Annotated in this window: 28 protein-coding genes; 1 reads left to right on the top strand and 27 read right to left on the bottom strand. The window is 37.9% G+C overall.

The window, feature by feature from the left end:
* Positions 1 to 294 precede the first annotated feature (294 nt).
* The 27 genes from EWZ81_RS03830 to EWZ81_RS03700 form a co-directional block, all read right to left on the bottom strand.
* Positions 295 to 1,065 (bottom strand): HP1117 family Sel1-like repeat protein, encoded by a 771-nt coding sequence (locus tag EWZ81_RS03830; protein WP_165549069.1) that lies wholly within the window; start codon positions 1,063 to 1,065, stop codon positions 295 to 297.
* Between the two features lie 240 nt (positions 1,066 to 1,305).
* On the bottom strand, positions 1,306 to 3,009 hold the full coding sequence (ggt, locus tag EWZ81_RS03825; RefSeq protein ID WP_165549068.1) for a gamma-glutamyltransferase: 1,704 nt from the start codon (positions 3,007 to 3,009) through the stop codon (positions 1,306 to 1,308).
* A 200-nt stretch (positions 3,010 to 3,209) separates the two neighbouring features.
* Positions 3,210 to 5,030: a flagellar hook-associated protein FlgK gene (flgK, locus tag EWZ81_RS03820; protein WP_165549067.1), complete on the bottom strand. Its 1,821-nt coding sequence runs from the start codon at positions 5,028 to 5,030 to the stop codon at positions 3,210 to 3,212.
* 1 nt (position 5,031) lies between these two features.
* A complete protein-coding gene (locus EWZ81_RS03815) occupies positions 5,032 to 5,466 on the bottom strand; it encodes a hypothetical protein (RefSeq protein ID WP_000260922.1) in 435 nt (144 codons plus the stop codon).
* 131 nt (positions 5,467 to 5,597) lie between these two features.
* On the bottom strand, positions 5,598 to 6,536 hold the full coding sequence (locus tag EWZ81_RS03810; protein WP_165549071.1) for a DNA cytosine methyltransferase: 939 nt from the start codon (positions 6,534 to 6,536) through the stop codon (positions 5,598 to 5,600).
* A 160-nt stretch (positions 6,537 to 6,696) separates the two neighbouring features.
* Positions 6,697 to 6,900 (bottom strand): flagellar biosynthesis anti-sigma factor FlgM, encoded by a 204-nt coding sequence (locus EWZ81_RS03805; protein ID WP_000606313.1) that lies wholly within the window; start codon positions 6,898 to 6,900, stop codon positions 6,697 to 6,699.
* Between the two features lie 68 nt (positions 6,901 to 6,968).
* A complete protein-coding gene (locus tag EWZ81_RS03800; protein WP_001088953.1) occupies positions 6,969 to 7,175 on the bottom strand; it encodes a hypothetical protein in 207 nt (68 codons plus the stop codon).
* 35 nt (positions 7,176 to 7,210) lie between these two features.
* A complete protein-coding gene (locus EWZ81_RS03795; protein WP_165549066.1) occupies positions 7,211 to 7,768 on the bottom strand; it encodes an FKBP-type peptidyl-prolyl cis-trans isomerase in 558 nt (185 codons plus the stop codon).
* Complete coding sequence (locus EWZ81_RS03790) at positions 7,755 to 8,750, bottom strand: hypothetical protein (RefSeq protein WP_165549065.1); 996 nt, start codon at positions 8,748 to 8,750, stop codon at positions 7,755 to 7,757. The genes EWZ81_RS03795 and EWZ81_RS03790 overlap by 14 nt, the downstream gene beginning before the upstream one ends.
* 7 nt (positions 8,751 to 8,757) lie before the next feature.
* Entirely contained in the window at positions 8,758 to 9,297 is a 540-nt protein-coding gene (locus tag EWZ81_RS03785; protein ID WP_165549064.1) for an outer membrane protein Omp18, read from the bottom strand.
* A 66-nt stretch (positions 9,298 to 9,363) separates the two neighbouring features.
* Positions 9,364 to 10,617: a Tol-Pal system protein TolB gene (gene tolB / locus EWZ81_RS03780; protein WP_165549063.1), complete on the bottom strand. Its 1,254-nt coding sequence runs from the start codon at positions 10,615 to 10,617 to the stop codon at positions 9,364 to 9,366.
* Entirely contained in the window at positions 10,614 to 11,438 is an 825-nt protein-coding gene (locus EWZ81_RS03775; protein ID WP_165549062.1) for an energy transducer TonB, read from the bottom strand. Before EWZ81_RS03775 ends, tolB begins: the two co-directional genes overlap by 4 nt.
* Positions 11,439 to 11,456: 18 nt before the next feature.
* Positions 11,457 to 11,858 carry an ExbD/TolR family protein gene (locus tag EWZ81_RS03770; protein WP_001105106.1) on the bottom strand — a complete coding sequence of 134 codons (402 nt, stop codon included), beginning with the start codon at positions 11,856 to 11,858 and terminating at the stop codon, positions 11,457 to 11,459.
* A gap of 52 nt (positions 11,859 to 11,910) precedes the next feature.
* Positions 11,911 to 12,480: a MotA/TolQ/ExbB proton channel family protein gene (locus EWZ81_RS03765; protein WP_000460424.1), complete on the bottom strand. Its 570-nt coding sequence runs from the start codon at positions 12,478 to 12,480 to the stop codon at positions 11,911 to 11,913.
* Between the two features lie 10 nt (positions 12,481 to 12,490).
* Entirely contained in the window at positions 12,491 to 12,862 is a 372-nt protein-coding gene (gene atpC, locus EWZ81_RS03760) for an ATP synthase F1 subunit epsilon (protein WP_165549061.1), read from the bottom strand.
* A 10-nt stretch (positions 12,863 to 12,872) separates the two neighbouring features.
* The gene (gene atpD / locus EWZ81_RS03755) at positions 12,873 to 14,273 is read right to left on the bottom strand and encodes a F0F1 ATP synthase subunit beta (protein ID WP_165549070.1); all 1,401 of its coding nucleotides are present in this window, start codon (positions 14,271 to 14,273) and stop codon (positions 12,873 to 12,875) included.
* A 32-nt stretch (positions 14,274 to 14,305) separates the two neighbouring features.
* The gene (atpG, locus tag EWZ81_RS03750) at positions 14,306 to 15,211 is read right to left on the bottom strand and encodes an ATP synthase F1 subunit gamma (RefSeq protein WP_000002184.1); all 906 of its coding nucleotides are present in this window, start codon (positions 15,209 to 15,211) and stop codon (positions 14,306 to 14,308) included.
* Between the two features lie 14 nt (positions 15,212 to 15,225).
* Entirely contained in the window at positions 15,226 to 16,737 is a 1,512-nt protein-coding gene (gene atpA / locus EWZ81_RS03745; RefSeq protein WP_015642483.1) for a F0F1 ATP synthase subunit alpha, read from the bottom strand.
* A gap of 22 nt (positions 16,738 to 16,759) precedes the next feature.
* Positions 16,760 to 17,302: a F0F1 ATP synthase subunit delta gene (locus EWZ81_RS03740; protein ID WP_001153204.1), complete on the bottom strand. Its 543-nt coding sequence runs from the start codon at positions 17,300 to 17,302 to the stop codon at positions 16,760 to 16,762.
* Positions 17,303 to 17,818 (bottom strand): F0F1 ATP synthase subunit B, encoded by a 516-nt coding sequence (locus EWZ81_RS03735; RefSeq protein WP_165549060.1) that lies wholly within the window; start codon positions 17,816 to 17,818, stop codon positions 17,303 to 17,305.
* Between the two features lie 3 nt (positions 17,819 to 17,821).
* Positions 17,822 to 18,256: a FoF1 ATP synthase subunit B' gene (locus tag EWZ81_RS03730; RefSeq protein WP_165549059.1), complete on the bottom strand. Its 435-nt coding sequence runs from the start codon at positions 18,254 to 18,256 to the stop codon at positions 17,822 to 17,824.
* Positions 18,257 to 18,361: 105 nt separating this feature from the next.
* Positions 18,362 to 19,234 carry a ParB/RepB/Spo0J family partition protein gene (locus tag EWZ81_RS03725; RefSeq protein WP_165549058.1) on the bottom strand — a complete coding sequence of 291 codons (873 nt, stop codon included), beginning with the start codon at positions 19,232 to 19,234 and terminating at the stop codon, positions 18,362 to 18,364.
* Positions 19,234 to 20,028 (bottom strand): chromosome partitioning ATPase Soj, encoded by a 795-nt coding sequence (gene soj, locus EWZ81_RS03720; RefSeq protein WP_165549057.1) that lies wholly within the window; start codon positions 20,026 to 20,028, stop codon positions 19,234 to 19,236. The genes EWZ81_RS03725 and soj overlap by 1 nt, the downstream gene beginning before the upstream one ends.
* A gap of 5 nt (positions 20,029 to 20,033) precedes the next feature.
* Complete coding sequence (locus EWZ81_RS03715) at positions 20,034 to 20,672, bottom strand: biotin--[acetyl-CoA-carboxylase] ligase (protein ID WP_165549056.1); 639 nt, start codon at positions 20,670 to 20,672, stop codon at positions 20,034 to 20,036.
* Positions 20,669 to 21,586 carry a methionyl-tRNA formyltransferase gene (fmt, locus tag EWZ81_RS03710; protein ID WP_165549055.1) on the bottom strand — a complete coding sequence of 306 codons (918 nt, stop codon included), beginning with the start codon at positions 21,584 to 21,586 and terminating at the stop codon, positions 20,669 to 20,671. The genes EWZ81_RS03715 and fmt overlap by 4 nt, the downstream gene beginning before the upstream one ends.
* A gap of 1 nt (position 21,587) precedes the next feature.
* Entirely contained in the window at positions 21,588 to 24,050 is a 2,463-nt protein-coding gene (locus EWZ81_RS03705) for an AAA family ATPase (protein ID WP_165549054.1), read from the bottom strand.
* Positions 24,051 to 24,110: 60 nt separating this feature from the next.
* A complete protein-coding gene (locus EWZ81_RS03700; RefSeq protein ID WP_165549053.1) occupies positions 24,111 to 25,400 on the bottom strand; it encodes a DUF2130 domain-containing protein in 1,290 nt (429 codons plus the stop codon).
* Positions 25,401 to 25,566: 166 nt separating this feature from the next.
* Here EWZ81_RS03700 and EWZ81_RS03695 point away from each other — a divergent pair, with 166 nt between their 5' ends.
* Positions 25,567 to 25,983 (top strand): hypothetical protein, encoded by a 417-nt coding sequence (locus EWZ81_RS03695; protein WP_165549052.1) that lies wholly within the window; start codon positions 25,567 to 25,569, stop codon positions 25,981 to 25,983.
* The last annotated feature ends 539 nt before the right edge of the window (positions 25,984 to 26,522 follow it).

Genomic DNA, 26,522 nt, shown 5'->3' with positions numbered 1-26,522 from the left:
GGGCTTTAAGCTCTCGGCGATCTTAGCGTCGTTTTTGAAAAGCTTATGAAAACCGCTCGCTATTGCTTGGAGTTTGTAAATTTAGGGGGTTTGTTAATGCAGGGGGAGTATTTAGGCAAGGCAAACAGAGCAAAGTTATAGCAAGCAATGTTTTTTGGCTAAAGTTTTTGGTAGAAAGCCACTTAGCCATGAAAAATGCAATATCTTTAATCTATCGCTTCAAATCAATTGTTCAAAAAAAACGCTACTTAGCATAAAATAAAAAAATCCTTGAATCAAGCCCAAGCTTGAGAGTCATCGGCTTGAAGTGTTCTTTTTCTTACAATTTTTATCAATGTCAAAATCGCATGCTTTTTGCATATATTCTTCAGCCTTTTGTTTATCCTTTTCCACGCCTAACCCATACCGATAAGACTCTGATAACCCTTCATAAGCTCTAGAAGAACTCATATCAGCCGCCATTTTATAATAGACAATCGCCTTATCTTTGTCCGGCTCAATACCCAATTGATCATTCCCATTATAATAAATATCCCCTAAAAGGATATAAGCTTCTACATTACCCTTATGCATCGCTTTTCTAAAGCACTCTGTCGCTTTCACATAGTTGCTTGGAACGCCCCTACCCTCCATATACATGATGCCTAAGTTGATATAAGCGTTAGTATAGCCTTTCTCTGTAGCTATTCTAAAATACTCCACGGCTTTCTTTTCATCTTTAGGCACGCCCCTACCCTCTTTATACATCACGCCTAAATTGTTATACCCTCTAGGTATATCGTTATCAACCGCTTCTTGAAAATATTCAGCCGCTTTCTTGTAATCTTTAGGCACACCCCTACCATTTTCATACATGATCCCTAAAAGAACATAAGCAAGCGGTTCGCCATTTTTAATAGCGCTCTTATAAAAAGAAGCCGCTCGCTCATATTCCTTATTATTATAAGCCTCCTCTCCCTTATAAATATAGTTCCCCTTTTGCTCAAGGTGTTCTGCACCAAGGGTGCTAAATAAACACAAACCTACCAAACAAATCTTTAAAGCTAATTTGCTTGTGTATCCCATTGCCACTCCTCTGCTATTAATAAGATCAAACATAATGCCATAGCTACCAATCTTAAAAAGAAACTGCGTGCATCCTAGAACTAACAAACATTCTCAAACTCCATTCTGCACACACCATTTTAGATCTAAAATCGTCTCTTGTAATGAGAAATTTTACACTATTTTTATGAATTTTAAAACTAAATTTAAGATTTTCTCGCTAAAAAAGTCCCCCTCCCAAAACAATAAGGCTAAATAGAATTAAAATTCTTTCCTTGGATCCGTTGATCCATAGAAAACGCTCCCTTTAGTTTTAGGCAAAACTTGGATCGCATTCACATCGCCCATGACCGGCTTAGTAACGATTTGATAGCCCATTTTAGTGAGGTTATCTTTCACATCAGCGGGCATGCCAAACTTTTCAATCCTTAATTCATCAGGGAGCCATTGCATGTGAAATCTTGGGGCTGAAACCGCTTCAGAAATATTCATGTTGTAATCAATGACATTAGAAATCACTTGCAACACCGTAGTGATAATCCTAGACCCTCCAGGGCTTCCCACCACCAAAAAAACCTTATTGTTTTTCAACACGATCGTAGGCGACATGGAGCTTAAAGGGCGTTTATTGGCTTCAATCGCATTCGCATCGCCCCCCACTAAACCATAAAGATTAGGGTTTCCTGGTTTTATGGAAAAATCATCCATTTCATTGTTTAATAAAAATCCTGCCCCATCAATACTAGCAGCGCTTCCATAAGAAGCGTTAATGGTGTAAGTAACGCTGACTGCATTCCCCCACCTGTCCGCTACAGAATAATGCGTGGTGTTACTCCCCTCATGCAACTGCCCCATTCCTGGCTTGATTTGAGAGCTTGGCGTGACCGTATCTGGCTGGATAGTGTCAAAAATCTTTTTGGCATACGCTTTATTAATCAATTTATCCACCGGCACCGAAACAAAATCAGCGTCTCCCATATAAACCGATCTATCCGCATAAGCCTGACGCATCGCTTCGGCAGCGATATGGATATTCTTAGAAGCCCCATACCCAAGGGCGCTTAAATCCGCATTCTCCATGACATTTAAAATCTGAATCAAATGCGTGCCTCCTGAACTTGGCGGCGACATAGAAATGATCTTATACCCACGATAACTCCCTATTACGGGTTTGCGCCATTTCACATTGTAACTGGCTAAATCTTCTTTAGTGATAATCCCCCCATTTTTTTTCATGTCTTTCTCAATAAGATCAGCGACCTGCCCTTGATAAAAGCCTTTAGCGCCTAGCGTTTTGATTTGATTCAAAGTCTTGGCTAGATCTTTTTGGACAAACAAATCCCCTTCTTGATAATCAAGGTGTCCTTTTTTAAAAAAATACTTTTTGCTAGAACTGTATTTTAAAAACCGCTCCCTTGCTTCCTTTAAGGTTTCTGCTTGTCTTTGTGAAATCGCATAACCATTTTCAGCCAATTTAATGGCAGGATCAATGAGTTGCGATAGTTTTTTGGTGCCGTATTTTTTCAACATCGCTTCCATGCCCGCTACCGTCCCAGGAACCCCAGCCGCCAAATAGCCATCTTCGCTGAGTTTAGGGACCACATTGCCTTGCTTGTCTAAAAACATGTTCTTAGTGGCTTTTAAGGGGGCTTTTTCTCTAAAATCTAAGGCAACATTTTCACCATTAGCCAAGTGGATAACCGCAAAACCGCCTCCACCAATATTGCCTGCTGCCGGATGGACGACTGCTAGCGCAAAACCTATCGCTACCGCCGCATCAATCGCATTACCCCCATCTTCTAAAACCTTTTGCCCGATTTCAGTGGCTAGCGGGTGGCTAGAAAGGGCTAACCCTACTTTAGTGTTTTTAATGGGCGGATAACTCGCTGCACTCAAAGGGCTTAACAAACCCAAAGAGAGCACTATCACGCCCAAGCCAATCGTCTTTAAAAAACTCCGTCTCATCTGTTTTCCTTTCAATCAACAATAATCGTTATTATAACACAAGCTTTACAAAACACCCTCTCGCCTATAGCTTGCATGATGCTATTAATTGTTTGAGAGTTGCTTATAAAGAAAGCTCAAAAAATGAGTTTTAAAATAAATAGAGTTTAAAAAATAAGTTAAATAAGGCTTATTTGATCAAAACGCTATGGGTAGAAAACTTATTGTTTAATCCCCAATAAAGTGTCTATCATCCGATCAATAGCGGTAATGACCTTAGCGTTAGCGGCATAACCGCTTTGAAACTTGATCAAATTCACCATTTCTTCATCCACGCTCACTTGCGAAATAGAGAGTTGCTCTTTTTTAATGGTCTCTAACATGCTCTTTTTAGTGTCCAAAATACGCCCTGATTTTTCAGCGTCCGTGTTGATTTTACCGGTTAAAAATTGATAAAACTCACTGATTTTCATTGGTTTAATGTCAAACTTGTCGTTATAAAAATCCACGCTGTCGTATTGCAATTGCTGCATCATGTTCGCCACATCAAAATTCCCGTTAATGGGAGCAAGCCATGGGCGGATAGTGGTAGGCTCTTTTTTATATTCTTTATTCAAGCTGATATTAGAAGCGTCATCGCCTTGAAAAAAAGGGTTGAGTTTTAACGCCCCCATAAAATTAGTGCCATCATCTTTCATGGAGACAAACAACCCTTGCGAAGCGTTTTTAGGCTGGATAACAAACTTTTTAGTCTCATTGTTAAAGCTCGCTGTGAAATAATCATCAAAATCGTTTTCGGTGTTATTGTCTTGATTGTCATCGGTGTTAGCGTTAATGGCTTGGATAATATCGTTCATGGTTGTAATGGGCGTGATAGCAATGGTTTTCCTGGCGATTTCCTTGCCATCGGTGTTGTAAGCGATTAAATCAAACGAGCCGTTTTTGATATTGTAATTAGTGTCTTTAAAGGCTTCATCGCTATTAAACTCCACAGGTTCGCCTTCAATATGATGGCTCGCGCTTTGAGCGTAAATCGCATTCGTGGATTCTATCAAGCCCCTAGCAAAAGAATCCAACAAATCAATATAATCTTGCAATTTGCCCTTTAAAGTCCCGTTAGATCCGTCATTATACACATTCAATAACGCCCCCACTTTCCCTTGATTGAGCTTGTCGGTAATATTAGTGAGCTTAAAATCATCGCTTTGAAAATAAACCTGGTTCAAACCCCCTTTATTTTCGGATTCTTTAATCACTAAGGGATGGAAAATAGAACCATCAATGATATTGAACCCATGCCCGATATTAAGGTTATAGCTCTCATCAAAATCCGCTGAGTCTTTATCTGTGAGCGAATGGGTTTTAATACTGCTCTTAAAAACATTCCCTCCTAAAAGCTCTCGCAAATGGAATTCCAACTCATCTCGCTTATCCCTTAATTCATTCGCATGCTTTAAACTCTTGTTGTTTTCCACTTCTTTAATGCGTTTATTGATCTCAGCGATTTGAGAACCCAAGCTATTGACTTCTTTGATAACGCTTTTTAATTCTTCGCTCGCTTTATGCTGTAAGGTCGTTAACCTCTCTCTGGTGTCTTTAATGTTGTGCGTTAAAGCTTCTGTTTTTTGAGCGAGAGCCTGTTTTTGAGCGGAGTCTTTGGCGTTTTTAGACAATTCTTTCCATGAGTTAAAATAATCTTGCAAATCCGTAAAAAGGCTCGCTTCATCAATGTCCGGAAAATACGCGCTCGCTTCTTTTAAATGCGAAAATTCTGTATCGTAATAAGTGTTTTCGTAATTAGCTTTCGTGTAACGAGCAAAAACAAACTCATCATGCACCCTTTCAATGGCTTCCACATCCACGCCCATATTCACGTTTTTAGTGCCATACATATAAGCCGCTTGGGGCTTTGCAATCACACGCTGACGGCTATAAAATTCATCGCTGGCGTTAGAAATATTATTCCCGGTAACATCCACCATGCTCTGATGGGCTTGCAAACCGGTGTAAGAAGTGTTGAGTGAAGATAAGATTCCGCCCATTTTACGCCTGCACTCTTAAAAAATGACTCCCCACATGCCTAGAGCCTTTATAATCGCAAGTGTCATGGGGAATGATTTGTTGGATGAGCGAAGAATAAAACTCAGAAACCGCAAACGCCATGCGCGAATAGATCAAGTTTTTTTCTTTCAAAACAAGCAAGGATTCTCGCATTTGGTTTAAAAAATCGCTCGTTTTTTCGTCTAATAATTCACTCATTTCTTTATCAGGGAATTGATTTTTTAAAGACAACATTTGCGCATCTATATTCGCTTTTTCTTTCTCAAAAGCTTGAATCGCTAGCTGTTTTTGATGGTTTCTTTCAAAAATTTCGGTGTGTTTAGCGAGCTTAATGTCTCTTATATCGCGCTCCGTTAAATCAATCAATTCTTTCAATTGGTTTAGCGCGTTTTCTAAATGAGAATGTAAAACGACCATAACAAATCCTTTAGCTCTTGTTTCAGCCATATTCAAGCAAATACTATGCCATTTTTAGTTTTATTATAAAACTCAATTCCTTAAGGGGATAGGGGGTATTTTGAAATCATTCTCCCTTTAAAGCTCCCTTATTAAATCGCCTTTAACATTTGTTTGGCGATAGTAGCAATCACATTCACGCTCATGGCATTCCCCGCTTGGGATAACAAATGGCTTTCTTTAAAGTTAGGGTTGTCTTTAATCTTAGCGATCAAATCTCTAGGAAACCCTTGTAAAAGCAGGCTTTCAATAGCGTTTAATCTTTTGATTTTGCCTTTTTGGGTATAAAACAAGCCATGCCGAGAAGTCCTTAAAGTAGGAAAAACATTAAAATACAACCTTAAATCAGATTGTCTTGTGTCTAAAACAGCGTTTTCTAAAGTTAAAATATTCTCTAAAAAAACCCGGTTATGGTTGTATGGGTTGCACAAGTATCTTTGAAATGCAGCGTTACTCACATCCAAATAACATTCATTATCAGCGTCTAAAAAATCGTTAAAACAATAATCATTGGCTAAACCTAAAGGGAAATTGAATGGGCATTTCAAATCCTTCCTAAACCCTACGATATAAAGGCGCTCTCTCTTTTGGGCTAATTGGAAATCAGTGCTGTTTAAAATTTGATAATGAGTTGTATAGCCCGCTTCTTGCAAGGCTTTGATAATGGTTTTAAAAGTTTCTTGTTGCTTATGATGGATCAAACCCTTAACGTTTTCAAGCAAGAAACATTTGGGCTGTTTAACCTTTAAGATACGAATAAGCCCATAAATAATAGTCCCTCTTTCATCTTCAAGCCCTTTCCTTTTGCCATTGATAGAAAAAGCCTGACAAGGAAACCCGCTAATGAGCGCATCAAAATCGGGTAAATCATTAGGGTCGATCCGCATCAAATCCCCAAAATTATGAGTATCCTTAAAAAATAGTTCATAAGTTCTAAGGGCTTCATGATTGATTTCTGCATGCCCTACGCATTTCAAATGACACCGCTCCAAGCCCAAACGGCCTCCACCAATGCCAGAGCAAAAATCCATAAAAGTTAAAATCCCCAATCAATCATTCCTAACACACGACTAAAACGCACCCTATTTAAAAGAGCGACAAACGCATTTTAAAACATAAAGAAACTAAACTTCAGTGAAAAACAAAACGACAGCGAGAATAACCCTCCTAGAAATGAAGCCCTTAAACCCCCTAGCTTATCCCCAACAAGTCCTGTGCCATTTTGTGAGAAGTCTCATGCAAGTTGATCTTATACTGGTTATTTTCAATAGCTTGCTTGATCTCAGCTACCCTATCAAGAGCGGCTTCATTGTTTTCAACTTTTTCATTCTTTTCCACACGCTTGTAATTCCCCAAAGATTGCACTGGAGTGAGCGAAGAGACGGCGTTAATCATCTTAAAATCCTTTAATCTAATATCCAATTCATTTGATTACAGCAAGTATCGGCAAAAAAGAAAAAAAGTTAATGGATTTTTGAAATCTGTTTTTGCAATTCCTTACCAAATTTCTTAGTGGTAGTAATGGGTTTTTTTCCGGTTTCTGCCACAGAGCCAAAAGATTGCGATTGTAAATTTTTAAACATAAAAAACATCAAAAAAATTAAAATATAACAAAATAAAAAAAAGCAAATAGTGGGGAATAGCCAATTCTTGAGGTTAGAGCTATTCATGACCTTGCCTTTTTAAACATGCCTATACCTCAACACTACCCATGCGAACATGAGCAACCACAACCCCCACCTTTTTTTCTGCCATGACCCCCATGACCGCCGCAGCAACCTGTTGCACTGTCATGGCGTGAAGCTAGAATCTCTTCTTCACTCACTTCCCTAAAACCTAAAACCTTGAAACGGAACGCTAAAGTTTTCCCGGCTAATGGGTGGTTATAATCCACCATCACATGCGTGTTGCTAAAGTCTTTGATAGTGGCTTGAATGGTTTGGTTGTCTTCAGTTTGCCCAAAAACGCTCATGCCTTTTTCTAATTCAATGCCTTCAAATTGATCTCTAGGGACTTCTTGCAAATAGCTGCTTTCATAAACCCCATAAGCCTCCTCTGGGGCGATAACAACCTCTTCCCACTCGCCAATTTGAGCCTTTAATACCGCCTTTTCTAACCCTACTATGATTTGATTAGCGCCTATGATAAACTCTAAAGGCTCTTTAGAAATATTGCCATCTAGCACAACGCTAGAGCCTTGCTCCCTCACTTCATATTCAATCAAAGCGGCTTGTTTGACTGATTCTAAATCATGGTTTTGCATGGTAGTGTTTCTCCTTGTTTTCTAAGATTTTTTGCGCCATTTTAGCTTGTTCGCTTGAAGGATACAAGCGTTGCAAAGTGTTTAAAAATTTATAATAGTTTTGATCGTCTTTGATTTTTTTAAACGACCATGCCGTATGCCACAAAAGCACAGGCATGTAAGACGCTTTTTGATTTAAAAGAGCGCTCTCTTTGTAATACTTGATCGCTTCTCTGTATCTCTTTTCCCCATAAGCCACTTCTCCAAGAACATAACGCACATAATAAAGTCTGTAACTATTGGCTTCTAACCACAACAAACGCTCTTTGGCTTCTGCATAGGATTTGTTTCTAAAAAAAGACAGAGCTTCTTGAAAGATCTCTTTTTGCTTGGACAAATCTTTATCAAACTCAACTTTCGCCTTTTCTTGAGTTTTTTTCTCTTGATTTTTTGGGGATTCGGCTTTCAAAGGGGGGTTTTTATTGGTCGGAACGCTTGATTTGAGCGGCTTTTCAGCTTTTTCCTGTTGTTCTTTGAGGGCTTTTTGGATTAAGGCGATTTGTGAAACCAGATCCTGGCTTAACTTGGTCAATAATTCACTCATCTCTTTGTTTTGCTTGTCTAACTGCTGGATAGCTTGCTGGTTAGCACGGATCTCATTCCTCAAATCCTCTAAAGTTTGCGATTGCTGCTTTAATGTGTTAGCTTGCACTTCTTGAGAGGCTTTTAAGGCTCGCAAGGATTCTTCTTGGGAAAGGATAGCGTTATTGAGATCTTTAATCTTATTAGCCTGCCCCTCATAAACGCTCCTTAGACCCTCTTGAGCTTGAGTGTTAGCCTCTACTTGCGAATGGATTTTGGTCAAAATATTGGAAAAATTCTTGCTATTGACTTGCAACTGCTTGAGTTCTTTTTTGGTCGCTCCGCTTTGCAAATCAAACGCTGAAGGCTCCCCATTGAGAAAAAAGGGAGTGACAAAAGGGATAAAAAAAAGCCTTTTCATCCTAAAATTACTTCACTAATTTGACATCCACTCTTCTGTTTTCTCTGTAACATTCTCTAGTTTTTTGGGTGCATTTGGGTTTGGTTTCGCCAAAACTGATGGTTTTGATCATATCTTTTTCTACCCCTTTAATGACTAAAGCGTTTTTCACGCTCAAAGTCCTTTTAACGCCAAGCGCTTGGTTGTATTCGCTAGAGCCAAATTCATCGGTATTGCCTTCCAAAAGCACTTGCATGTGGTTTTCTTTAGCTTTTTGCACGATCTCATCTAAAGTCTCTTGATCGGATTCTTTGATCTCATACTTGTCAAAATCAAAATAAACAGAGGCGATGATAGTCCCGCTTTCAATAGCCGGCTTTTCTTCAACCACTGGAGCTGGCTCTTGTTTAGGCTCTTCTTTCTCTGGAGCTGGTTCTGTAGTAACAGGCGCAGTCTGAACCGTTTTAGCGCTCACATCACCAGCCACAGCCTTATTATCCATTTTATGACTACAGCCAGCTACCAATAAAAAAGCTACCAAGAAACTAAATACAGAAGATCTCTTCATTATAAATTCTCCAAAAATAAAATTTCAATGAATGTAAATATTAACTCACATTCGCTTAATTTAACCTTACCAATCAAAGGCTTGTATTTTCACATTCTTTAAAGGGAATAAAAAACTCTGGTTATAGTCTAGCAAAATAAGCCCCATGGCGTATTCTTGAGACGTCTTTTTGATATACATGATATTTCTCCCATCCGTAGAAAAACGAGGCATCTGGTTAGAGCCATTCACGGTAAGCCTGCGGATATATTTGCTGTTTAGAGTGATCAAATTCAAATTAAACACCGTTTTGCCAAATTCATTAAGGTTTTCTCGGCTCACATACACGATACTATCTTTATAAGCGTCAATGGATTCATTGCTTCTTCCTTCATAAAGGAGTTGCTCCGCGCTCTCTTTTAACCCCAATTTCTTCATATAGATGTTAGGATAACCGGATCTATCTGAAACAAAAGCCATAGACTTGTCATCTTCTAAAAACACGCCTGAAACATCTATCCCCGGATAGCGCGTTATTTTGGTTTTAGTTTTTTTATGCGTGTCATACAAATAAACATCCGGTTGGCCATCAGGGGCTAAAGACATTAAAATTTTAGAGCCATCAGAACTCACGCTAGAGACCACAGCCATTCCTTGAGAGCTAGCGATATTCTCATGAGTGGCTTTTTGAATGTTGTATTTTAAAATCATGGGCGTTCTTTCGCCATACTGCGTGTAATAAAACTCCGTTTGCTCAGCGTTCGCCCATTTAGGGAAAATATTGAGTCGGTTGTTTTTGATGATTTCTTTTTGATAACGCATCGTATAATCCGCTAGTGCGATGTTTGTGATTCCTGGTCCAATGTATTTAGAGAAAACAATAAGGCGCTTCATCCAAGCGATAGAAGGGGCTTTTAAATAATCGTTCACCACAATGGCCATGTTGTGCGCTGCAAAAGGGTATAGATCTAAACTTACAATGGGGTAGTCAAAAGTCTTTTTGAGCGTTCCTGTATCCACATCATAAAGTTTTAATCGTGAAATTTTATTGCCGTTTTCTACCGCCACGCTCACAAGCGCTACAAGATGGACTTTTTTATCCTTGAGTTCTGCGTAATTGATAGCACCTTGATCCTTGTTTTGAGAAACATCAAAATGTTGGCTAGTCTTTAAATCGTTCGCTAAGACTTCATGCAATTTTAAAGCGTAATTGGCATCGTTGTCTATGGAGTAGCGCACTTCAATCTTAGGAAGTTTTTGAATGGTTTTAATAATATCTAGCGTTTTATCTGTTGCAAAAAGCCCTATAGCGTATATTAAAAAAAGCCATAAATACCTCATTGTTCTTCCTTAGTCGTAAAATTAACTTGAATAGAAATCATGTTTCCTCCAGGATATGGGGGGAAATCCACTTTTTTTAAATCATCTAAAAGGGTCATCACACTCTTGTTATAATCCTTAAAATCAGAGTAGCTAAGAATGGTATAATCAAACTCCCCATCTTTAGTGATCATAATCAGCGCGCTCACTGAAGCCTTGTGGTAAAAAACCCCTTTCCAACCTTTATATAAAATCTGATAGATTTGAGCGTACCACTCTTGGTAAGCCTTTTCATCAACCCCATCTTGTTTAGGAATTTGCAAATCTAAAGTTTTGTTTTTAACGCTTTCTAGTTTTTGCGCGAATTGATCCAAATTCTGTTGCAAACCTTTCAACATCTCTTGATTTTTTTGGTTTTTTCTTAAGCGTTGTTGTTCTTTTAAACGCCTTTGCTCTTCTTCTTGCTCATTTTTTTGCTCATCTTTTTGGGCGTTTGCGTCTGTCTTTTCTTGAAAATCATTGAGTGAAGAAAAAATATCTTCAAGGCTTTCTTCTTGCTCTTTAGGATCAATAAAATCGCCCTCCTTATCAGTTGCATTTTTTTCAACTACTTTTTCATCTTTTTTTTCTTCTGCTTTTTCAGCGATTTTTTCATCTTTTTTTTCATCGCTTGGAAAATCTTCTAAATTCAAATCAATGACTTGTTCGTTTTTTTTGCCCAAATCCAAAAGGATTTTCTCCGCTTCTTTATTGTGCCTTTCTAACAACAAGCCATACAACAACAAAGCATAGAGCAAGAACGCTAAAAAGCCAGAAACAACAAAGATCGCGCTCTTACTCATGCAAATTAGCCTTGCTTTTTAAGGACTTGTGATTAAAGAAACTTTTAAAAAACCCGCTTCTTTAATCGTTTTTAACAAATAGATCACTTTGTCATAAGTCAATCGCTTGTCCGCGCGGATACTAACCCTAGTATCTTTATCGTATTTCTTAGAAAGCAAGTTAAAAGTATCCGGGAAGGAGTTGTATTCATAGGTTTGACTATCTATATAGATTTTTGCGTCTTTATCCATGCGGATCTCTATCATTTTATCTTGAGTGGCTCTAGCAGTTTTTGAACCAGAAGGCAAAGCAATCTCTTCTTTATAAGTGAGAGTGGGCGTCGTTACCATAAGAATAGCCAATAAAACAAGCATCACATCCACTAAGGGCGTGATATTGAGTTCTGGTTTGTCCTCATCCCAATAGTTATCGTAATTCATAAAAACCTTCTAACTCCCTATTTAAGATATTTATAAAATCCCCTTAAAAGCTTTATTTTTTAGAAGACAAAATATCCACTTGCATCTGCACATAAACCGATAAATCATACACCTTGCGTTTTAAAATCAAGTAAAAAGAATAGGCTGGAATGGCTGCTAAAATACCTGCAGCGGTGGCGATAAGAGCCTTAGAAATAATGGGTGCGATCACCCCAAAAGAAGCTTGACCTAACGCGCCCAAATTGTTAAACGCTTCTAAAATTTCAACTACCGTCCCAAACAAACCAATAAAGGGGGCTGTAGAAGAGATGATGCTTAATACCACTAAACCCGTCGTGCTTTGCTTAAGAACTTGATGTTTCCAAGCCTGCAACAATTCATTAGAATACCTCTTGGTTTCATCATTTCTTTTTTTATTAAACATAAAATGCTCTGGAGCGTCTTGCGCTCCATTAAGAATGTTAGACAAAGATTGCATCTCGCGCTTGAGTTCAATCTTTAACACAATGCTTTTATACAAAAAGACCCATAAAGTCATCACCAAATAGAGCGAAATCCAAACTAAAACAAGCGTGGTAACAAACCCGCTCTTATTGAAAAAATAAACGATTGAATCGAACATGATTATCCCCTTAAAGAGACTCAATCTTAGCCAGCACGCTAGAGACCGCTAACCTGTCAGAGCTTGCGTCCTCTAAAAGCTTTTTAGCCCTAGAGATAGCATCATCTCTGTCGTCTGATTCTCTTTTAATAAAGACCGCCCCATCGGCTAAAATATCCACCCGTTCATTAGTAACTTCTGCATAGCCCCAATTGATCGCAATGTGCTCTTTTTGGTTTTCGGTTTCAATCTCAACCACTCCCGCCTGAAGCAAGGTGATCAAGTTGCTATGCCCATAAAGCACCCCAAATTCCCCTTCAACTCCTGGCAACACAACGCTTTTAACCTCTCCTGTATAAACTTCCCCCTCAGGAACTACCACACTAATTTTCAACAAAGCCATCACAAAACCCTTAGGAATTTTTCATGTTTTTAGCTTTTTCTAAAACCTCTTGAATGCTGCCCACCATGTAAAATGCGTTCTCGGGAATATGATCGTATTTACCTTCTAAAATCCCTCCAAAGCCATCTAAAGTCTCTTGGAGAGTCACATATTTACCGGGACTTCCCGTAAACACTTCAGCCACAAAAAACGGCTGGGATAAAAATTTCTCAATTTTTCTAGCCCTTTCAACCGTTTTTTTATCCTCTTCGCTCAATTCGTCCAATCCCAAAATCGCAATAATATCTTGCAAATCCTTGTATTTTTGCAAAACTTGCTGGATACCGGTAGCGATTTCATAGTGCTTCTCGCCGATCATTTGAGGGCTTAAAATCCTTGAAGTGGAATCCAAAGGATCCACTGCCGGATAAATCCCTTTTTCAGCGATCTTTCTGTTCAACACCGTAGTCGCATCTAAATGTGCAAAAACCGAAGCAGGGGCTGGGTCAGTCAAGTCATCTGCTGGCACATACACCGCTTGAACCGAAGTGATAGAGCCATTTTTAGTGGAAGCGATACGCTCTTGAAGTTTCCCCATTTCCCCGGCTAGCGTGGGCTGATACCCCACGGCTGAAGGGATACGGCCTAATAGCGCGCTCATTTCCGCACCGCTTTGAGCGTATCTAAAGATGTTGTCAATAAACATCAACACATCTAAGCCCTTTTCATCACGAAAATACTCTGCCATCGTCAAGCCGGTGAATGCGATGCGGTTTCTCGCGCCTGGCGGCTCATTCATTTGCCCATAGCACAGCGCGACCTTGTCTAAAACGCCCCCTTCTTTCATCTCAAAATACAGATCATTCCCTTCTCTGGTGCGCTCCCCCACGCCTGCAAACACCGAATACCCGTTATGCTTATAGGCCACATTATGGATAAGCTCCATAATGATCACCGTTTTGCCTACGCCAGCCCCACCAAACAAGCCTACTTTACCGCCCTTAGAATAAGGCGCGAGCAAGTCAATGACTTTAATACCGGTTTCAAACATTTCTGTTTTAGTGCTTTGTTGTTCAAAACTAGGGGCTTTTCTGTGAATGGGCCAAGTCAAGGACGGCTTAAGAGACTCTAAATTGTCAATGCTCTCGCCCACAACATTAAAAATACGCCCCAACACTTCTTCGCCCACAGGCACTTCAATCATTTTGCCACGAGCCTTGACAGCTTGGTTACGCACTAAGCCTTCTGTCATATCCATAGCAATCGCTCGCACCCGATTACCGCCCAAATGGGCTGCCACCTCTAAAACTAAAGATTTTTGAGTGTCATTGACTTCAAAATTAATGTCTAACGCTTCAAAAATCGCCGGCAGATAGGATTCAAATTCCACATCTACCACAGGGCCTAAAACCTGAATGATTTTACCTTCCATCGCTTTCATCGCTCCTTATTTTAATGTAATTTTTATTTTAGGGCTTCTACGCCCGCATTGATTTCTACTAGCTCGGTCGTAATCGCCTCTTGTCTGGCTTTATTATAAGAAATGGTTAAAGTCTTAACCAAGTCTTTAGCGTTATTCGTCGCTGTATCCATAGCCTGCATTCTAGCGCTATGCTCTGCGGCCAAAGAATCAATCAAAGCGTAGTATAAACTATACTCCACATATTTTTCTGCTAAAGAGTCTAAAATTTCATCTTCACTCCCGCTTGGCTCACTGGTAATGGTCTCTTGCGTCTCACTAGGCTGGGGGTTTTGGTGGATGATTTTATACCCAATAGGCAAAATTGTTTTGACTCTTATTTCTTGAGTGATCATGTTTTTAAAGCCATTATGAATGATGATCACCTTATCGGTTTTCCCACTCAAATAATCCTCTACCACTTTTTTCATGAATTCCTGCGCGCGTTCATAATTAGGCATAGAACTCAAATTATTGATCTTATCTAAAACCTCTATCCCGTTAAAGCTAAAATACTCATTACCCTTTTTACCAATACCGCGCAAACGCACTTTAATGTCTTTTTCTTTGTATTCATTCGTGCATGCTAAAACTTTTTTAATGGTATTGGTGTTAAAACCCCCACAAAGCCCCTTATCGGCTGTGATAAAAATAATATCCACTTTTTTGATTTCAAGTCTTTCTAGTTCCCTAAAATACTTGCTTTGAATGTCTTCAATCCCTTGATTTTTCATCTTAGATAGCACATCATCAAACACGGCGTCTAGTTTCAACGCATACGCTCTAGAATTTCTTGCAACTTCTTCAGCTTTTCTTAGCTTGGAAGTGGAAACGAGTTTCATCGCATGCGTGATTTTTTGCGTGTTTTTAACGCTTCCAATTTTCTTTCTAATATCTCTTAAATTCGCCATATTCTAGCCGTCTCCTACTCGCTATAAGTGAGCTTAAATTCCTCTAAGACTTTTCTTAGCATGGCTTCTAAATCCTTATCCAGCGCTTTTTTAGTGTGGATTTCTTCTAAAACTTGAGGGTATTTTGCTTCCAAGAAAGGGTGCAGTTGCTCTTCAAAATCCACGACTTTTTTCACGCTCACGCTATCTAAAAAGCCCTTAGCCCCAGCGTAAATAATGACCACTTGCTTTTCAATAGGCAAGGGCGAATAAGGGGCTTGTTTCAGCACTTCTACCATGCGTTGCCCCCTTTCTAATTGCTTTTTACTCGCTTCATCTAAATCAGAAGCGAATTGCGTGAAGGCTTGCAACTCTCTGTATTGCGCTAAATCCAAGCGCAAAGTCCCTGAAACCTGCTTGGTCGCTTTGATTTGAGCGGCCCCTCCAACCCTTGAAACCGATAAGCCCACATTGATAGCCGGGCGAATCCCTGAATAAAACAAATCCGTTTCTAAGAAAATTTGCCCGTCTGTAATAGAAATGATATTCGTAGGGATATAGGCTGAAACATCGCCCGCTTGAGTTTCTACAATAGGGAGTGCGGTCAAAGAGCCTGCACCTTTTTCATCGCAAAGTTTAGCCGCTCTTTCTAAAAGCCGTGAGTGGATATAAAACACATCTCCAGGAAAAGCCTCCCTACCTGGGGGTCTTCTCAAAATCAAAGAAATTTCTCTGTAAGCGACAGCATGCTTACTCAAATCGTCATAAATGATTAGGGCATGGCGGGCATGATCTCTAAAGTATTCCCCCATAGCCACACCTGAATAAGGGGCTAAATATTGCATCGCAGCTGAATCTGAAGCCGAAGCGTTGATCACGACACTGTATTCCATCGCTCCGTATTCTTCTAATTTGCGGACCACTTGCGCGACAGTGGATTCTTTTTGCCCAATAGCCACATAGATACAGATCACATTTTGCCCTTTTTGGTTAATGATCGCATCGATCGCTACGGTGGTTTTACCGGTTTGCTTGTCCCCAATGATCAATTCCCTTTGCCCGCGCCCAATAGGCACCAATGCATCAATGGCTTTAATGCCCGTTTGCAAAGGCTCATGCACCGATTTTCTGTCCATAATGCCCGGGGCTTTTTGCTCGATGAGGCTAAATTCATTCGTTTCTATCTCACCCTTGCCATCAATAGGCTCACCCAAAGCGTTCAACACACGCCCTACAACCGCATCGCCCACAGGAACTTTCATCAAACTCTTCGTGCACTTAACGCTAGTCCCCTCTTTAATATTGTTGCCAAAACCAAACACAATCACGCCAACGCTATCTTCTTCTAAGTTAGCCGCAACGCCTTTATCCCCTGTTTCAAACTCCAGCACTTCATACGACATCACACCATTTAAGCCATAAACCTTAGCCACACCATCAGCGTATGAAACGACTTTTCCTACTTCAGCCATATCGCAATCAAGTTCAAAATTCTTGATTTTTTCTTCAATAACTGAGCTGATTTCTTCCAATTTTAGTTGGGACATTATCTTTATCTCCTTAGATTGATTAAATAGATTGAATAACCTGTTTTTCTATTTTCTTTAAAATATCTTCTTTAGAAAAGCCTATTTCTAAATCCAGGCTTGAAACGCTCAAAGAAACCCCTTTTTTAGACCAAGTGTCTTGAGCGATTTCTACAGGAGCGTTAAAACGCGCTTGCAATTTTTGCTGCACGGCTTCTAGTTCATTATTTTCAAGCTTTTGTGGGACTAAAAGCGTGGCTTCTAAAGTCTTTTTAGAATCAAAAGACAGCTCTTGAGTGATCAATTCCAACATCTCAAGCCTGTTATTTTTTAACACCACTTCCATTACAGGCTTTAACACTGAACATGCTTTTGTGGAAGTTATTTTTTCTAAGATTTCAAACACAACCTCTTTTTTCACTTTTAAAGAAACATGGGCTAAAACCCGGTTGAGTTTGTGCAATTTTATGGCTTCTGCTACATTTTTAAGCCCCATAATGATTTCTTCCAATAACGCTAAATCGCCTTTAGTGTGGTTTTTCAACGCTTTAGTATAATGATTAGCGATCACTTTTAAATCTTGCATTTAAAGCCTTTGTTTCAAAATATTCACGCAATCTTGCGCATTGAAAGAGACTTTTTTGCTCTCTCTTAGATCTTTAAAAACGCTTTCAACCAGCTCTCTTTTGATCTTTTTAACTTCTAAATCCATCAACGCCTTAGAATTTTTGATCAAATTTTCCACATCCATTTTGGTTTGCAATTCGTATTTTTGCGTGATCGTGTAAGCTTCTTTATTCGCATCAGAAATGATCAATTCCGCTTTTTCTTTGGCTTGCTCCAATTCTTTTAAGAGTTTTTTCTTATTTTCTTTACTCACTTTAAGTTGGGCTTGAATCTCTTCTAAGCGTTTGGAGATTTCAAGGCTTTTGGAGTGCAAAAATGAACGCAGTTTTTTAGCCAAAAAATACCACAAAATCCCCGCAAATAAGAGAAAATTTAAAGAACGCTCTATAATATCTGTTTGTGAAATATCCAATCCAGTAGCGCACAAAGGGCTTAAAAGGATCAAAGACCCTAACACCATTTTAACTAAAAACATCCATCAACTCCCTAAACCCATAGCCACACGCTTGTTTAATGCGTCTTCAAATACCGGCATTTGCGCTTGCAACTGCTCTTTTAGCGCTTGCTTTTCATTTTGCAATTGCTTTGCAAACGCTTCAAACTCTTGATTGAGTTCGTTCTCTTTTTGCTTGATCACAGCGTCATAGGATTCTGTAGCTTTTTGAATCGCTTCTGCTATCATTTCCCTACGCTTTTCAGCCGCTTCTTTAAGAAGAGTCTCAATTTGATGGCGGATCTCCACGCTTTGGGTGTTATCCGTTTTGATTTTAGCCAAGCTATCCTTTATCTCTGCCTGTCTGTTATCCATAAAAGCCAACAAAGGCCTATACACCCAAACATTCATCGCCCACAGCAATAACACAAACACCACAAAAACGACCGCCATTAAATAGGGGTTAACCGATATATTCATAACCTATTTCTTTCCTAAAATCCTATAAAATATTTGAAACTTTGTTATAAAAACATTAACTCTATCTTAACAAAAAATCGCTTAAAATTTGAGAATATTCAAGCGTTAAGACATCATTTTTTTCATAAAAGCCTCTAAAAGAGAATTCTCATAACATCGTAAAACTATTTTTTTCCCTTTCAAAGCCGCTTTAAGCTTGTAACGATCCCACAAACTTTGATTAAAACGCTCTAATTCATCTTCAGCGATGAGCGTTTGGGTTTGCTTGAAACCATGTTTTTTATTGTCAAAATTTGCGTTTATTTTAAAATCACGCGCTAAATCTTCTGTCTGACGCACGCTGAGTTTCTGCCCTATAATGGAATTTAAGATTAATTCTTGTTTTTCTTCCTCCAAACCCACCAAGACTTTTGCATGCCCTGAAGTGATTTTTTCTTCTAAAAGAGCGTTTTGAACTTTAGAAGAAAGCGTCAATAAACGCATGATATTAGCCACATGAGCTCTAGATTTTTTAACGATTTTAGACAGCTCTTCTTGAGTCATTTGATAGCTTTCAAGCAATTCTTTATACGATCTAGCCAACTCTAGGGGATTCAAATCCTCTCGCTGGATATTTTCAATCAACGCCACTTCACGCATTTTTTCTTGCTCAATATCCACAACAATCGCTTTAATCGTGGGCATTTTAGCCAATTTGCTCGCTCTTAAGCGCCTTTCACCGGCGATCAAATGATAACGCCCGTTCTCACTCACCACTAAAACCGGCTGCAACAAACCATGTTCTTTAATGGATTGCGCTAATTCTTCTAAGGACTCTTCGCTAAAGATTTTTCTGGGCTGGTAAGGATTGGGCATCACCTCATCAATACCAAGCTCCACAACCCGATTCGCTCTTTCGTATAATCCTTGCTCATACACTTCATTAATTTCAGGGAAAATATCCGCTAAACCCCTACCCAACACTTTATTTTTTGCCATCACCACCCCTGAAGAATGCTTTGAGCTAATTTTTGATAAGCGATACTGCCATTAGATTTAATATCATAGAGCAAAATAGGCTTACCAAAACTAGGCGATTCCGCTAATTTCACGCTTTTAGGGATCATAATATACTCGCCTGTAACTGAATCTCTAAAAAATTCTGAGTCAAAATACTTAAACAATTCCGCTAAAACCCCTTTTGTCAAATTGAGTTGAGGGACATGCATAGTGGGTAAAAAACCTCTGATTTTGAGCTTAGGGTTCGTGCTTTTTTGCAGCATTCTAATGGTGTTAAGCAATAATTTAGTGCCTTCAAGGGCAAAAAATTCGCATTGGATAGGAATGATCACCGAATGGGCTGCTGAAAGCGAATTGATCGTGAGAGGCCCTAGAGCTGGCGGGGAATCAATAATGATATAATCATAAAGCCCTACCACGCTCTCTAAGGCGTTTTTGAGCATGAGTTCGCCTCGTTTATTCTCATCTTGGCTATCATAAAAGGTTTTTTCAAACCCAGCTAAACCCAAATTAGAAGGCACTAAATCCAAAAAAGGCATTTGGGTTTTTAAGATCACTTGAGAAATTTGCTTACGGCCAATCAACACATGATAAATATCATAATCAATTTTATCGCGCCTAAAACCCAAGCTTGAAGTGGCGTTGGCTTGAGGGTCAAAATCAATCAACAAGATTTTTTTTTCATGCACCGCTAAAGAAGCCGCTAAATTAACCGCTGTTGTCGTTTTGCCCACACCCCCTTTTTGATTAGCCACTGCAATGATTTCACTCATCATACTCACATCCTATCATAAATCTTACCTTTAATACAAATGCGGCCGTCTTCTAACAATTCCGCATCTTTCAAACTCATCGCTTCGCCCCAATCATTATGGAAGCTAAAAGAGTTGCTTCTATGAAATTCTAACGCATACTTACTTAAAACTTCCCCCCAAAAAAGATTTTCTTCTATTTTTTTTAAAAAGCCCTCTATAATCAAATCGTCGCTCGCGCCAATATCTAAACATGCCCATTTCTTTGAAACCCTATTCACGCCAATACCGCACACCCGCATGTCTTTATAAATATTAACCAACACGCCCCCTATTTTTTGACCCCCTAAATACAAATCGTTAGGCCATTTAAGCCAGGTTTGAGAGCCTAATTCTTTTAAAACTTCTTTGAATAAAAACCCCAAATACAAAGCGTTCGCTTGCACGGGTAAATCTTTAGGCAAATCGCTTGCGTTTAAAGCGAGTGAAAAAGTCAAAGCGCTTTCCACACCCTCCCAAATATTCCCCCTACTGCCTATCCCAGCGCTTTGGTTTTTAGCTAAGACTAAAACAGGGGCTTTGAGTTCATTGCTTTTAAGTTTTTCTAAAAGATAAATTTGCGTGGAAGGTAGGCTATCAAAAACCCTTTTTTCACATTTTCTCATGCCAAAATACCGCCCACTTTCAAACGCTTGCCATTCAAATAATCCTTCGCTTTCAAAGGCTTTTTACCCACCGCTTGCAACCTTGCTATACGCACGCTGCCTTTCAAACAACCTACAAGAACGCCTTTTTCATCAATTGCTAAAATCTCGCCTTCCTTGTGGCTCTTTTCATTTTCCACCAATTCTACATCTAAAAGCTTAAGACTGTTTTCTAAAAAGATTTCTGGCCAAGATTTAAACGCAAGCGATTTTAAAAACAAATTTTTAGCGTCTTTAAAACCCACTAAACCATCAGCTTTGGTGATTTTTTTACAAAAACTAGCCTGTATGTGATCTTGAGGCTTTCTTGTAACGGAATGAAAATTTTTGAGCGTTGAAAGAAGCAGAGTCGCTCCCATGCGCGCTAATTTTAAACTTAAAGCGTCTAAATCCAAATAATCTTCTCTCAAAAAAGAAGCGCTTTCTAAAATATCCCCGCTATCCAACTCCAAATCCATAAGCATGGTGCTTATGCCATAAATCTTATCATCATTGAGTATCATCTCATGAATGGGCGAAGCCCCCCTGTATTTAGGCAATAACGACGCATGCACATTAATGCAAGGAGCGATGGCTAAAACCTCTTTAGGCAAAATCTTACCATAAGCCACCACCACGATAAAATCAGGCTTCAAACCTTTTAAGATTTGGACTTCAGGCTCTTTCAAACTTTGCGGTTGGAAAATGGGGATATTTAAATGATTTTCTAAAATGTATGTTTTAGTCTCTGGGGCTTTCAATTCTTTTTTGCGCCCAAAAGGTTTGTCCCTTTGAGTGAATAGCCCCACCACTTCTATATGGTTATTTTTATTTTCAACCAACGCCCTTAAAATCACTTCAGCAAACCCCGGTGTTCCCATAAATACGATTCGCATGTCATTCCTTGTTTTTAATTTCTTTATCCACACTCCCCATATAAGATCGTGTTTGATAAGGATTTAAAATTTTCATAGCATTAATAGCTATTTTCGCAAATTCTTGGATATTTTCAAGTGAATTTTTATAAGGGTTAAAAAAATCCATAACGCTTCCATGACTATCTGAATGCAAGCCTTTCACAATACATAATAATTTCTCACAAAGCATCTCTTTATTTTCTATATTGCAATTATTATCCTTATTAAAAGGTAGCTTTGAAAAATTCAATTCAACTTCCCCATTTGCTGTTTTTATCAAAGATTTAATCCTGTCTTTCTTAAAAACACCATCATGTTTTTCTCCAAGAAACGAGTCAATAAAATTAATCTTTAAAAAACTTTCCAATAAAATCCTTACTTTGTTCCCATAATTTATAGCCTCTTTAAAATCATCTTGCACTTTTTCTTTTTTCGCAAATTCATACACTTCTTTAAATAAAAGCAAGTAGAAAGTGTCAAAATAACCAACGACTTCATTTTTACAAACAATTTTTAATTGATTTTGATTGCGTTCTAATTGGAAATAGCGAGCATGTTTGCCTACCATATTGATTAAACGCGCCATAAAAGTATGATTATGAGTTAAAACAAATACTTGCGCTTTATCTTCATCTTTCAATGCTTCCCCTGCTAGTTCTTGATTGATTTTTGCCACAATATAAGAAGTGTTATAAATCCTTTGCTCATCTAAACTGGATATAGGATCATCTATGATAACAACTAAATTTTTTAAATCCTCTTTTTTATAAAATAATTTTAAACGCGCTAAAAAATACGCAAACGCGAGCGTGGTTTTTTCGCCATCGCTTAAGATCATCTCAGCCACACTATTTTCTAAAGCATCAGAATTTAAAACAATTCTATAATCTTCATGCAAAGAATATTTAGGCAAATTTAAAGCTTTAAGATAACTATTAATAGCTTCAATATCAGGGCGTTTTTGTTCATATAGCTTTTTAAGTTTATTGTCAATTTTTTCTAAAAGGCGGTTTAGTCTCTCATGCCCACGATTTAAAACTGATAGTTTTCTCTCAGCTTCTCTTTTGCTCTTTTGCCAATCGTAACTATCATGTTTAACCTTTTTAATCCTTGCTTCTTTCAACTCGGTTTTTAATTTTTCTAATTTCTCTTTTTGTTTTTTCTTTTCGTTTAAAATCTTTCTAGTCTCATCAACATGTTGTTGGATATCTTTCTGAATTTCCAACAATTCTTTATCTATCTCTTGAAATTTTTCCTTATTTTTAGCTCCCTCTTTTTTATCCACTTCTTTTTGAAGTTTTTCTAATAAAACTTTTATTTGCTCTAACGCATTTTCTAAACTTTCCTTATTTTTTGAAAAGTCTTTCTTCATGAAAGGTTCAAATTTTTCAAATGATTGCAATATTTCCTTTATATTCCATTGGTCTAAAATATTTTTTAAAGTCCCACTCATTTCTAAAGAGCGTTGATTAAATGTTTCAACGCTCTTATTAAAGTAACTTGTATATTCTTGAATAATCTCATTAGGAATTTTTTGAGCGCAAAAAGGGCATGCATTATCAGGCATCTCTTTTTGTAATTTTATTCCTTTCTCAATAAATTCTCTTCCAACCTTGCTAATATGTTCTTTAATTTTCTCTGAAACTTGCCCCGCCTCTTTGTCTATATTAAAGGAAAATAAAAATTCTAACTTATCTTTTATTGTTTGATAATCTTTAGGCAATTTCATTTCTTTTAAACCATCAAATTTTTTCATGGCTTCATCCAATTCATTAAAATCTTTTTCCAGATCCTTTAATTTATCTTCTGGATATTTAAATTTATCCTTTGACACTTTATAGAAATTGTTTATTCCAATCTCATCTAGTGCTATTTGAATAGTCTTTGAAGTCATTTTTTTTCGTATTTTTTCTATTTCTTTATCATATTTTTTAATTTCACTTTCTTGCTTAGCGCTTAAGGTATTCTCAGAGTCGTTCTCGTCTTTAATTTTCTTTTGTCTTTTTTCTACTTTCTCTCTAAAATCTTTTAATTGATTGATTTCTTTCGTTTCTTCGCCTAGAACCGAGCCTTCTAAAATGATTGTGCCATCATCTAGTTTTTTAAGTCCAAACTCACTATTTAAAGGCGCGTTATTGTGCAGAAAATCACTATTATAGATTTTAACTTTAAAAGGCACTCCAATATCGCTATTTGGCTCTATTTTATAGCTTCCATTTTTGCATTCAAATTCAATGCTTGGGGATTTATCAGCAGAAATGGTGCGATACTTTTCAATGTGCTTATTTTTTGGAATCAGTAACTCAAAAGCCCTTGTCAAGCTTGTTTTTCCGCACCCATTATTTCCAAAAATGATATTATAGTGTTTAAATTCATCCATTTCAATCATGTCTAAACCACAAAACGCCTTAAGGGATTTTATCTTTTTGATATTGATCGCCATCTTTTTTCTCGTTTTTTCCTTTAACTTTTCTTATACAACTCAATTGGATACAAAATTATATCACTCTAAATCTTCCCCATCATACCCAAGCTCTAGTGCTTTCACTTGCCCTATCACATTACCTGCAATGCCCTTGATAGAGCCATACATGTTAATCGTACCCTCAAACACTTTTTCCATTTGCTTTTCCCTGCTTTTCCAAATCCTAGCCATCGCGCGTTTTTCGCTTTCTAGATCCGCTCTCAATTGCTCAAACCCCTCTATAATCGCATTCACTTGCATAGAAAATTCAGAGCTTGTCAAATAATGATAGAGCAGATTCACTTTATCGCCCTTATTTTCCTGACTTTTTTTAGCCAAACTCACTTGAATAACCCCCTCTCTTAACACCGCACTCAACCCCTTAAACTCTTCAAACGAACACACCCACACCCCTTCAAATAACCCCATCCTCTCCATCTCTTTAGGCAGTGCTTCACTCACAATAACCCCCATATCAGCCCCAATCTCTCGCATGTCGCTTTTAAGCTTTTCCACCCAAGTTTTTTGAAATTCTTTAGTGCGTTTGCTCTCATAATAAATTCTCCCGCAATTTTGAAATTCCCTAGTATGCACCACTTGAATGCAATCGCCCCCTCTTTGGCCTTTTTTGATTTCTTCAACACTATCTAGGGGGAATTTTTGTCTCAAAAACTCTTCAATCGCTAATTCCTGCACCTCGCCTTGGAATTGCTGCGAGCTTAACTCCGCCTTTCTTTGAGCGTTTTTCAACTCGTTTCTTAACATTTCTAATTGCTCTTCTTGCTGCTTGAATTTCAATTCATTTTTTTCATGCAAGGCTTTTTCTATTTTTTCCCTTTCCAGATCCAATTTTTCATTCAATTTTTTTTCATTTTCAGCTTTCAATCGGCTCTCTGCTTCGTTATTTTCTCTTTTGAGCCTTTCAATTTCTGCTTCTTTTTGGTGCAATTCTTGGACTTGTTTGGACTTCTCGTCTAATTCTTTTTGCAACAATTCCAAGCCCTTTTGCTGCTCTAAAAAAGCGTTTTTCCTGGCTTCTTCAATGATTTTAGCCCTTTCATCTTGCAAGACTAAAGCGCTCGCTTGTTTGACGGCATCATCAAATTGAGCCTGTTGCTCTTTTGCCCGCTCTTTTAGGGCCTCTTCTTTTTGCTCTAACATTTTAAGATGAGTGTGATACTGCGCTCTTTTTTCATTCACTTCTTTTTCAAACGCTTTCTGTTGGGCTAAAAACTTATTTTGATTTTCTTGCTCAATCTGTTTGTATAACGCTTCCCTCACATCAATGAGCGTTTGACACTTGGGGCATGTGATTTGATTTTCTTGCATGATTTTCCTTTAAGATTTGGTTTTTTATATTTTATAATAAAATGAGATCAATTTAACTTAAGTAGGTTTTATCCAATAAGTTCAGTAAATAGGGCTTTAAACAAGGTAAAAATACCCTTCGCATAAAAATTACATTATAGATGAAGAAAATGAAGCAATTGAGGTAATGATTGATCAGTTGCAAGTTGTCCCAAAAGTGCAAGTTTTAGAGAACAATAGGGTAGGAGGAAGTCTTGCATTAGCATTACAAAAGGCGTCTATCCCCAGACCCATATCGGTGCATAGAGTGCCACTCATCAATCATTTTTTAGAACAAGTTATTTTACAAAGCCAATCTGATGAAAACAAAAGTATAAAACCAATTGCTTTTGGAAGTCTTATCAAACTCAACCCACATAATGAAAATCCCCTATTAAAACCCTACAGCGTATTTATTGTGCTTTCTTGCGCTCAATTCCATTATTCAGGCATGCGCCTAGTTGCCCCCTATGAAAACGATTCTATTATTTTTGGATTATTGCATTGCATTGATTTTCAAGCACGCAATTTTGAACGCCAACAACTTGTTCAATTAGATCCGTAAGAAATTACAACCCAAATCCTTGAACGCCTAAAACCCTAGAAATACAGGGCATTAAAAATCAAAAATAACCCCCACCCCCTTATGAATTTCACTATAAAATAAAACTTAAAACTATAAAAATAAGACTTTAAACACCAATACTTGATAAGAACAGAATTTTCAAATCCAAACGCATTCATAATCAGCTCAGACCCACCAAAAACACCAAAAGCAAAAATCAAACATTAAGAAATAAGAAACAACAAAAACAACAAGCAAAAAACCATAAGCAGTAAAAATCCAAATCAAGCGATTAAAATCATTAAACATTAAACAACAAGAAGCAATAAATCTAAACAAAAGAATTAAGAAAGCTCAACGCTAAATCCAACACAAGCAAACTAAACACATTAAACATTAAATATAAAGACACTAACAACTAAAAATATAAGTATTAAGAAATAACAAACAATAAGCAAGCAAATATTAAAAACAATCAAGAAGTAAAAAAAGAAAGATTAAGCCCAATCTTTCAAAACTAAGCAACAAGAAGTTCTTTT

Source organism: Helicobacter pylori (genome assembly GCF_011140715.1).
Lineage (GTDB): Bacteria > Campylobacterota > Campylobacteria > Campylobacterales > Helicobacteraceae > Helicobacter > Helicobacter pylori_DA.
This window is presented reverse-complemented; position numbering and strand designations above follow the sequence as displayed.

What these genes read in the sequence shown, in the direction of transcription:
- atpG (WP_000002184.1), bottom strand. Translation starts at nt 15,211, where the DNA reads ATGGCGAATTTAAGAGATATTAGAAAGAAAATTGGAAGCGTTAAAAAC.
- EWZ81_RS03775 (WP_165549062.1), bottom strand. Translation starts at nt 11,438, where the DNA reads ATGAGTAAGAGCGCGATCTTTGTTGTTTCTGGCTTTTTAGCGTTCTTG.
- EWZ81_RS03815 (WP_000260922.1), bottom strand. Translation starts at nt 5,466, where the DNA reads ATGGTCGTTTTACATTCTCATTTAGAAAACGCGCTAAACCAATTGAAA.
- EWZ81_RS03730 (WP_165549059.1), bottom strand. Translation starts at nt 18,256, where the DNA reads ATGAATATATCGGTTAACCCCTATTTAATGGCGGTCGTTTTTGTGGTG.
- EWZ81_RS03800 (WP_001088953.1), bottom strand. Translation starts at nt 7,175, where the DNA reads ATGAATAGCTCTAACCTCAAGAATTGGCTATTCCCCACTATTTGCTTT.
- EWZ81_RS03700 (WP_165549053.1), bottom strand. Translation starts at nt 25,400, where the DNA reads ATGCAAGAAAATCAAATCACATGCCCCAAGTGTCAAACGCTCATTGAT.
- EWZ81_RS03725 (WP_165549058.1), bottom strand. Translation starts at nt 19,234, where the DNA reads ATGGCAAAAAATAAAGTGTTGGGTAGGGGTTTAGCGGATATTTTCCCT.
- EWZ81_RS03705 (WP_165549054.1), bottom strand. Translation starts at nt 24,050, where the DNA reads ATGGCGATCAATATCAAAAAGATAAAATCCCTTAAGGCGTTTTGTGGT.
- EWZ81_RS03765 (WP_000460424.1), bottom strand. Translation starts at nt 12,480, where the DNA reads ATGTTCGATTCAATCGTTTATTTTTTCAATAAGAGCGGGTTTGTTACC.
- EWZ81_RS03715 (WP_165549056.1), bottom strand. Translation starts at nt 20,672, where the DNA reads ATGAGAAAATGTGAAAAAAGGGTTTTTGATAGCCTACCTTCCACGCAA.
- EWZ81_RS03805 (WP_000606313.1), bottom strand. Translation starts at nt 6,900, where the DNA reads ATGATTAACGCCGTCTCTTCGCTCACTCCAGTGCAATCTTTGGGGAAT.
- flgK (WP_165549067.1), bottom strand. Translation starts at nt 5,030, where the DNA reads ATGGGCGGAATCTTATCTTCACTCAACACTTCTTACACCGGTTTGCAA.
- EWZ81_RS03810 (WP_165549071.1), bottom strand. Translation starts at nt 6,536, where the DNA reads ATGGATTTTTGCTCTGGCATTGGTGGAGGCCGTTTGGGCTTGGAGCGG.
- EWZ81_RS03785 (WP_165549064.1), bottom strand. Translation starts at nt 9,297, where the DNA reads ATGAAGAGATCTTCTGTATTTAGTTTCTTGGTAGCTTTTTTATTGGTA.
- EWZ81_RS03695 (WP_165549052.1), top strand. Translation starts at nt 25,567, where the DNA reads ATGATTGATCAGTTGCAAGTTGTCCCAAAAGTGCAAGTTTTAGAGAAC.
- atpA (WP_015642483.1), bottom strand. Translation starts at nt 16,737, where the DNA reads ATGTCCCAACTAAAATTGGAAGAAATCAGCTCAGTTATTGAAGAAAAA.
- ggt (WP_165549068.1), bottom strand. Translation starts at nt 3,009, where the DNA reads ATGAGACGGAGTTTTTTAAAGACGATTGGCTTGGGCGTGATAGTGCTC.
- atpD (WP_165549070.1), bottom strand. Translation starts at nt 14,273, where the DNA reads ATGGAAGGTAAAATCATTCAGGTTTTAGGCCCTGTGGTAGATGTGGAA.
- soj (WP_165549057.1), bottom strand. Translation starts at nt 20,028, where the DNA reads ATGAGTGAAATCATTGCAGTGGCTAATCAAAAAGGGGGTGTGGGCAAA.
- tolB (WP_165549063.1), bottom strand. Translation starts at nt 10,617, where the DNA reads ATGAGGTATTTATGGCTTTTTTTAATATACGCTATAGGGCTTTTTGCA.
- fmt (WP_165549055.1), bottom strand. Translation starts at nt 21,586, where the DNA reads ATGCGAATCGTATTTATGGGAACACCGGGGTTTGCTGAAGTGATTTTA.
- atpC (WP_165549061.1), bottom strand. Translation starts at nt 12,862, where the DNA reads ATGGCTTTGTTGAAAATTAGTGTGGTAGTTCCTGAGGGGGAAGTTTAT.
- EWZ81_RS03790 (WP_165549065.1), bottom strand. Translation starts at nt 8,750, where the DNA reads ATGAAAAGGCTTTTTTTTATCCCTTTTGTCACTCCCTTTTTTCTCAAT.
- EWZ81_RS03735 (WP_165549060.1), bottom strand. Translation starts at nt 17,818, where the DNA reads ATGTTTTTAGTTAAAATGGTGTTAGGGTCTTTGATCCTTTTAAGCCCT.
- EWZ81_RS03795 (WP_165549066.1), bottom strand. Translation starts at nt 7,768, where the DNA reads ATGCAAAACCATGATTTAGAATCAGTCAAACAAGCCGCTTTGATTGAA.
- EWZ81_RS03770 (WP_001105106.1), bottom strand. Translation starts at nt 11,858, where the DNA reads ATGAATTACGATAACTATTGGGATGAGGACAAACCAGAACTCAATATC.
- EWZ81_RS03740 (WP_001153204.1), bottom strand. Translation starts at nt 17,302, where the DNA reads ATGCAAGATTTAAAAGTGATCGCTAATCATTATACTAAAGCGTTGAAA.
- EWZ81_RS03830 (WP_165549069.1), bottom strand. Translation starts at nt 1,065, where the DNA reads ATGGGATACACAAGCAAATTAGCTTTAAAGATTTGTTTGGTAGGTTTG.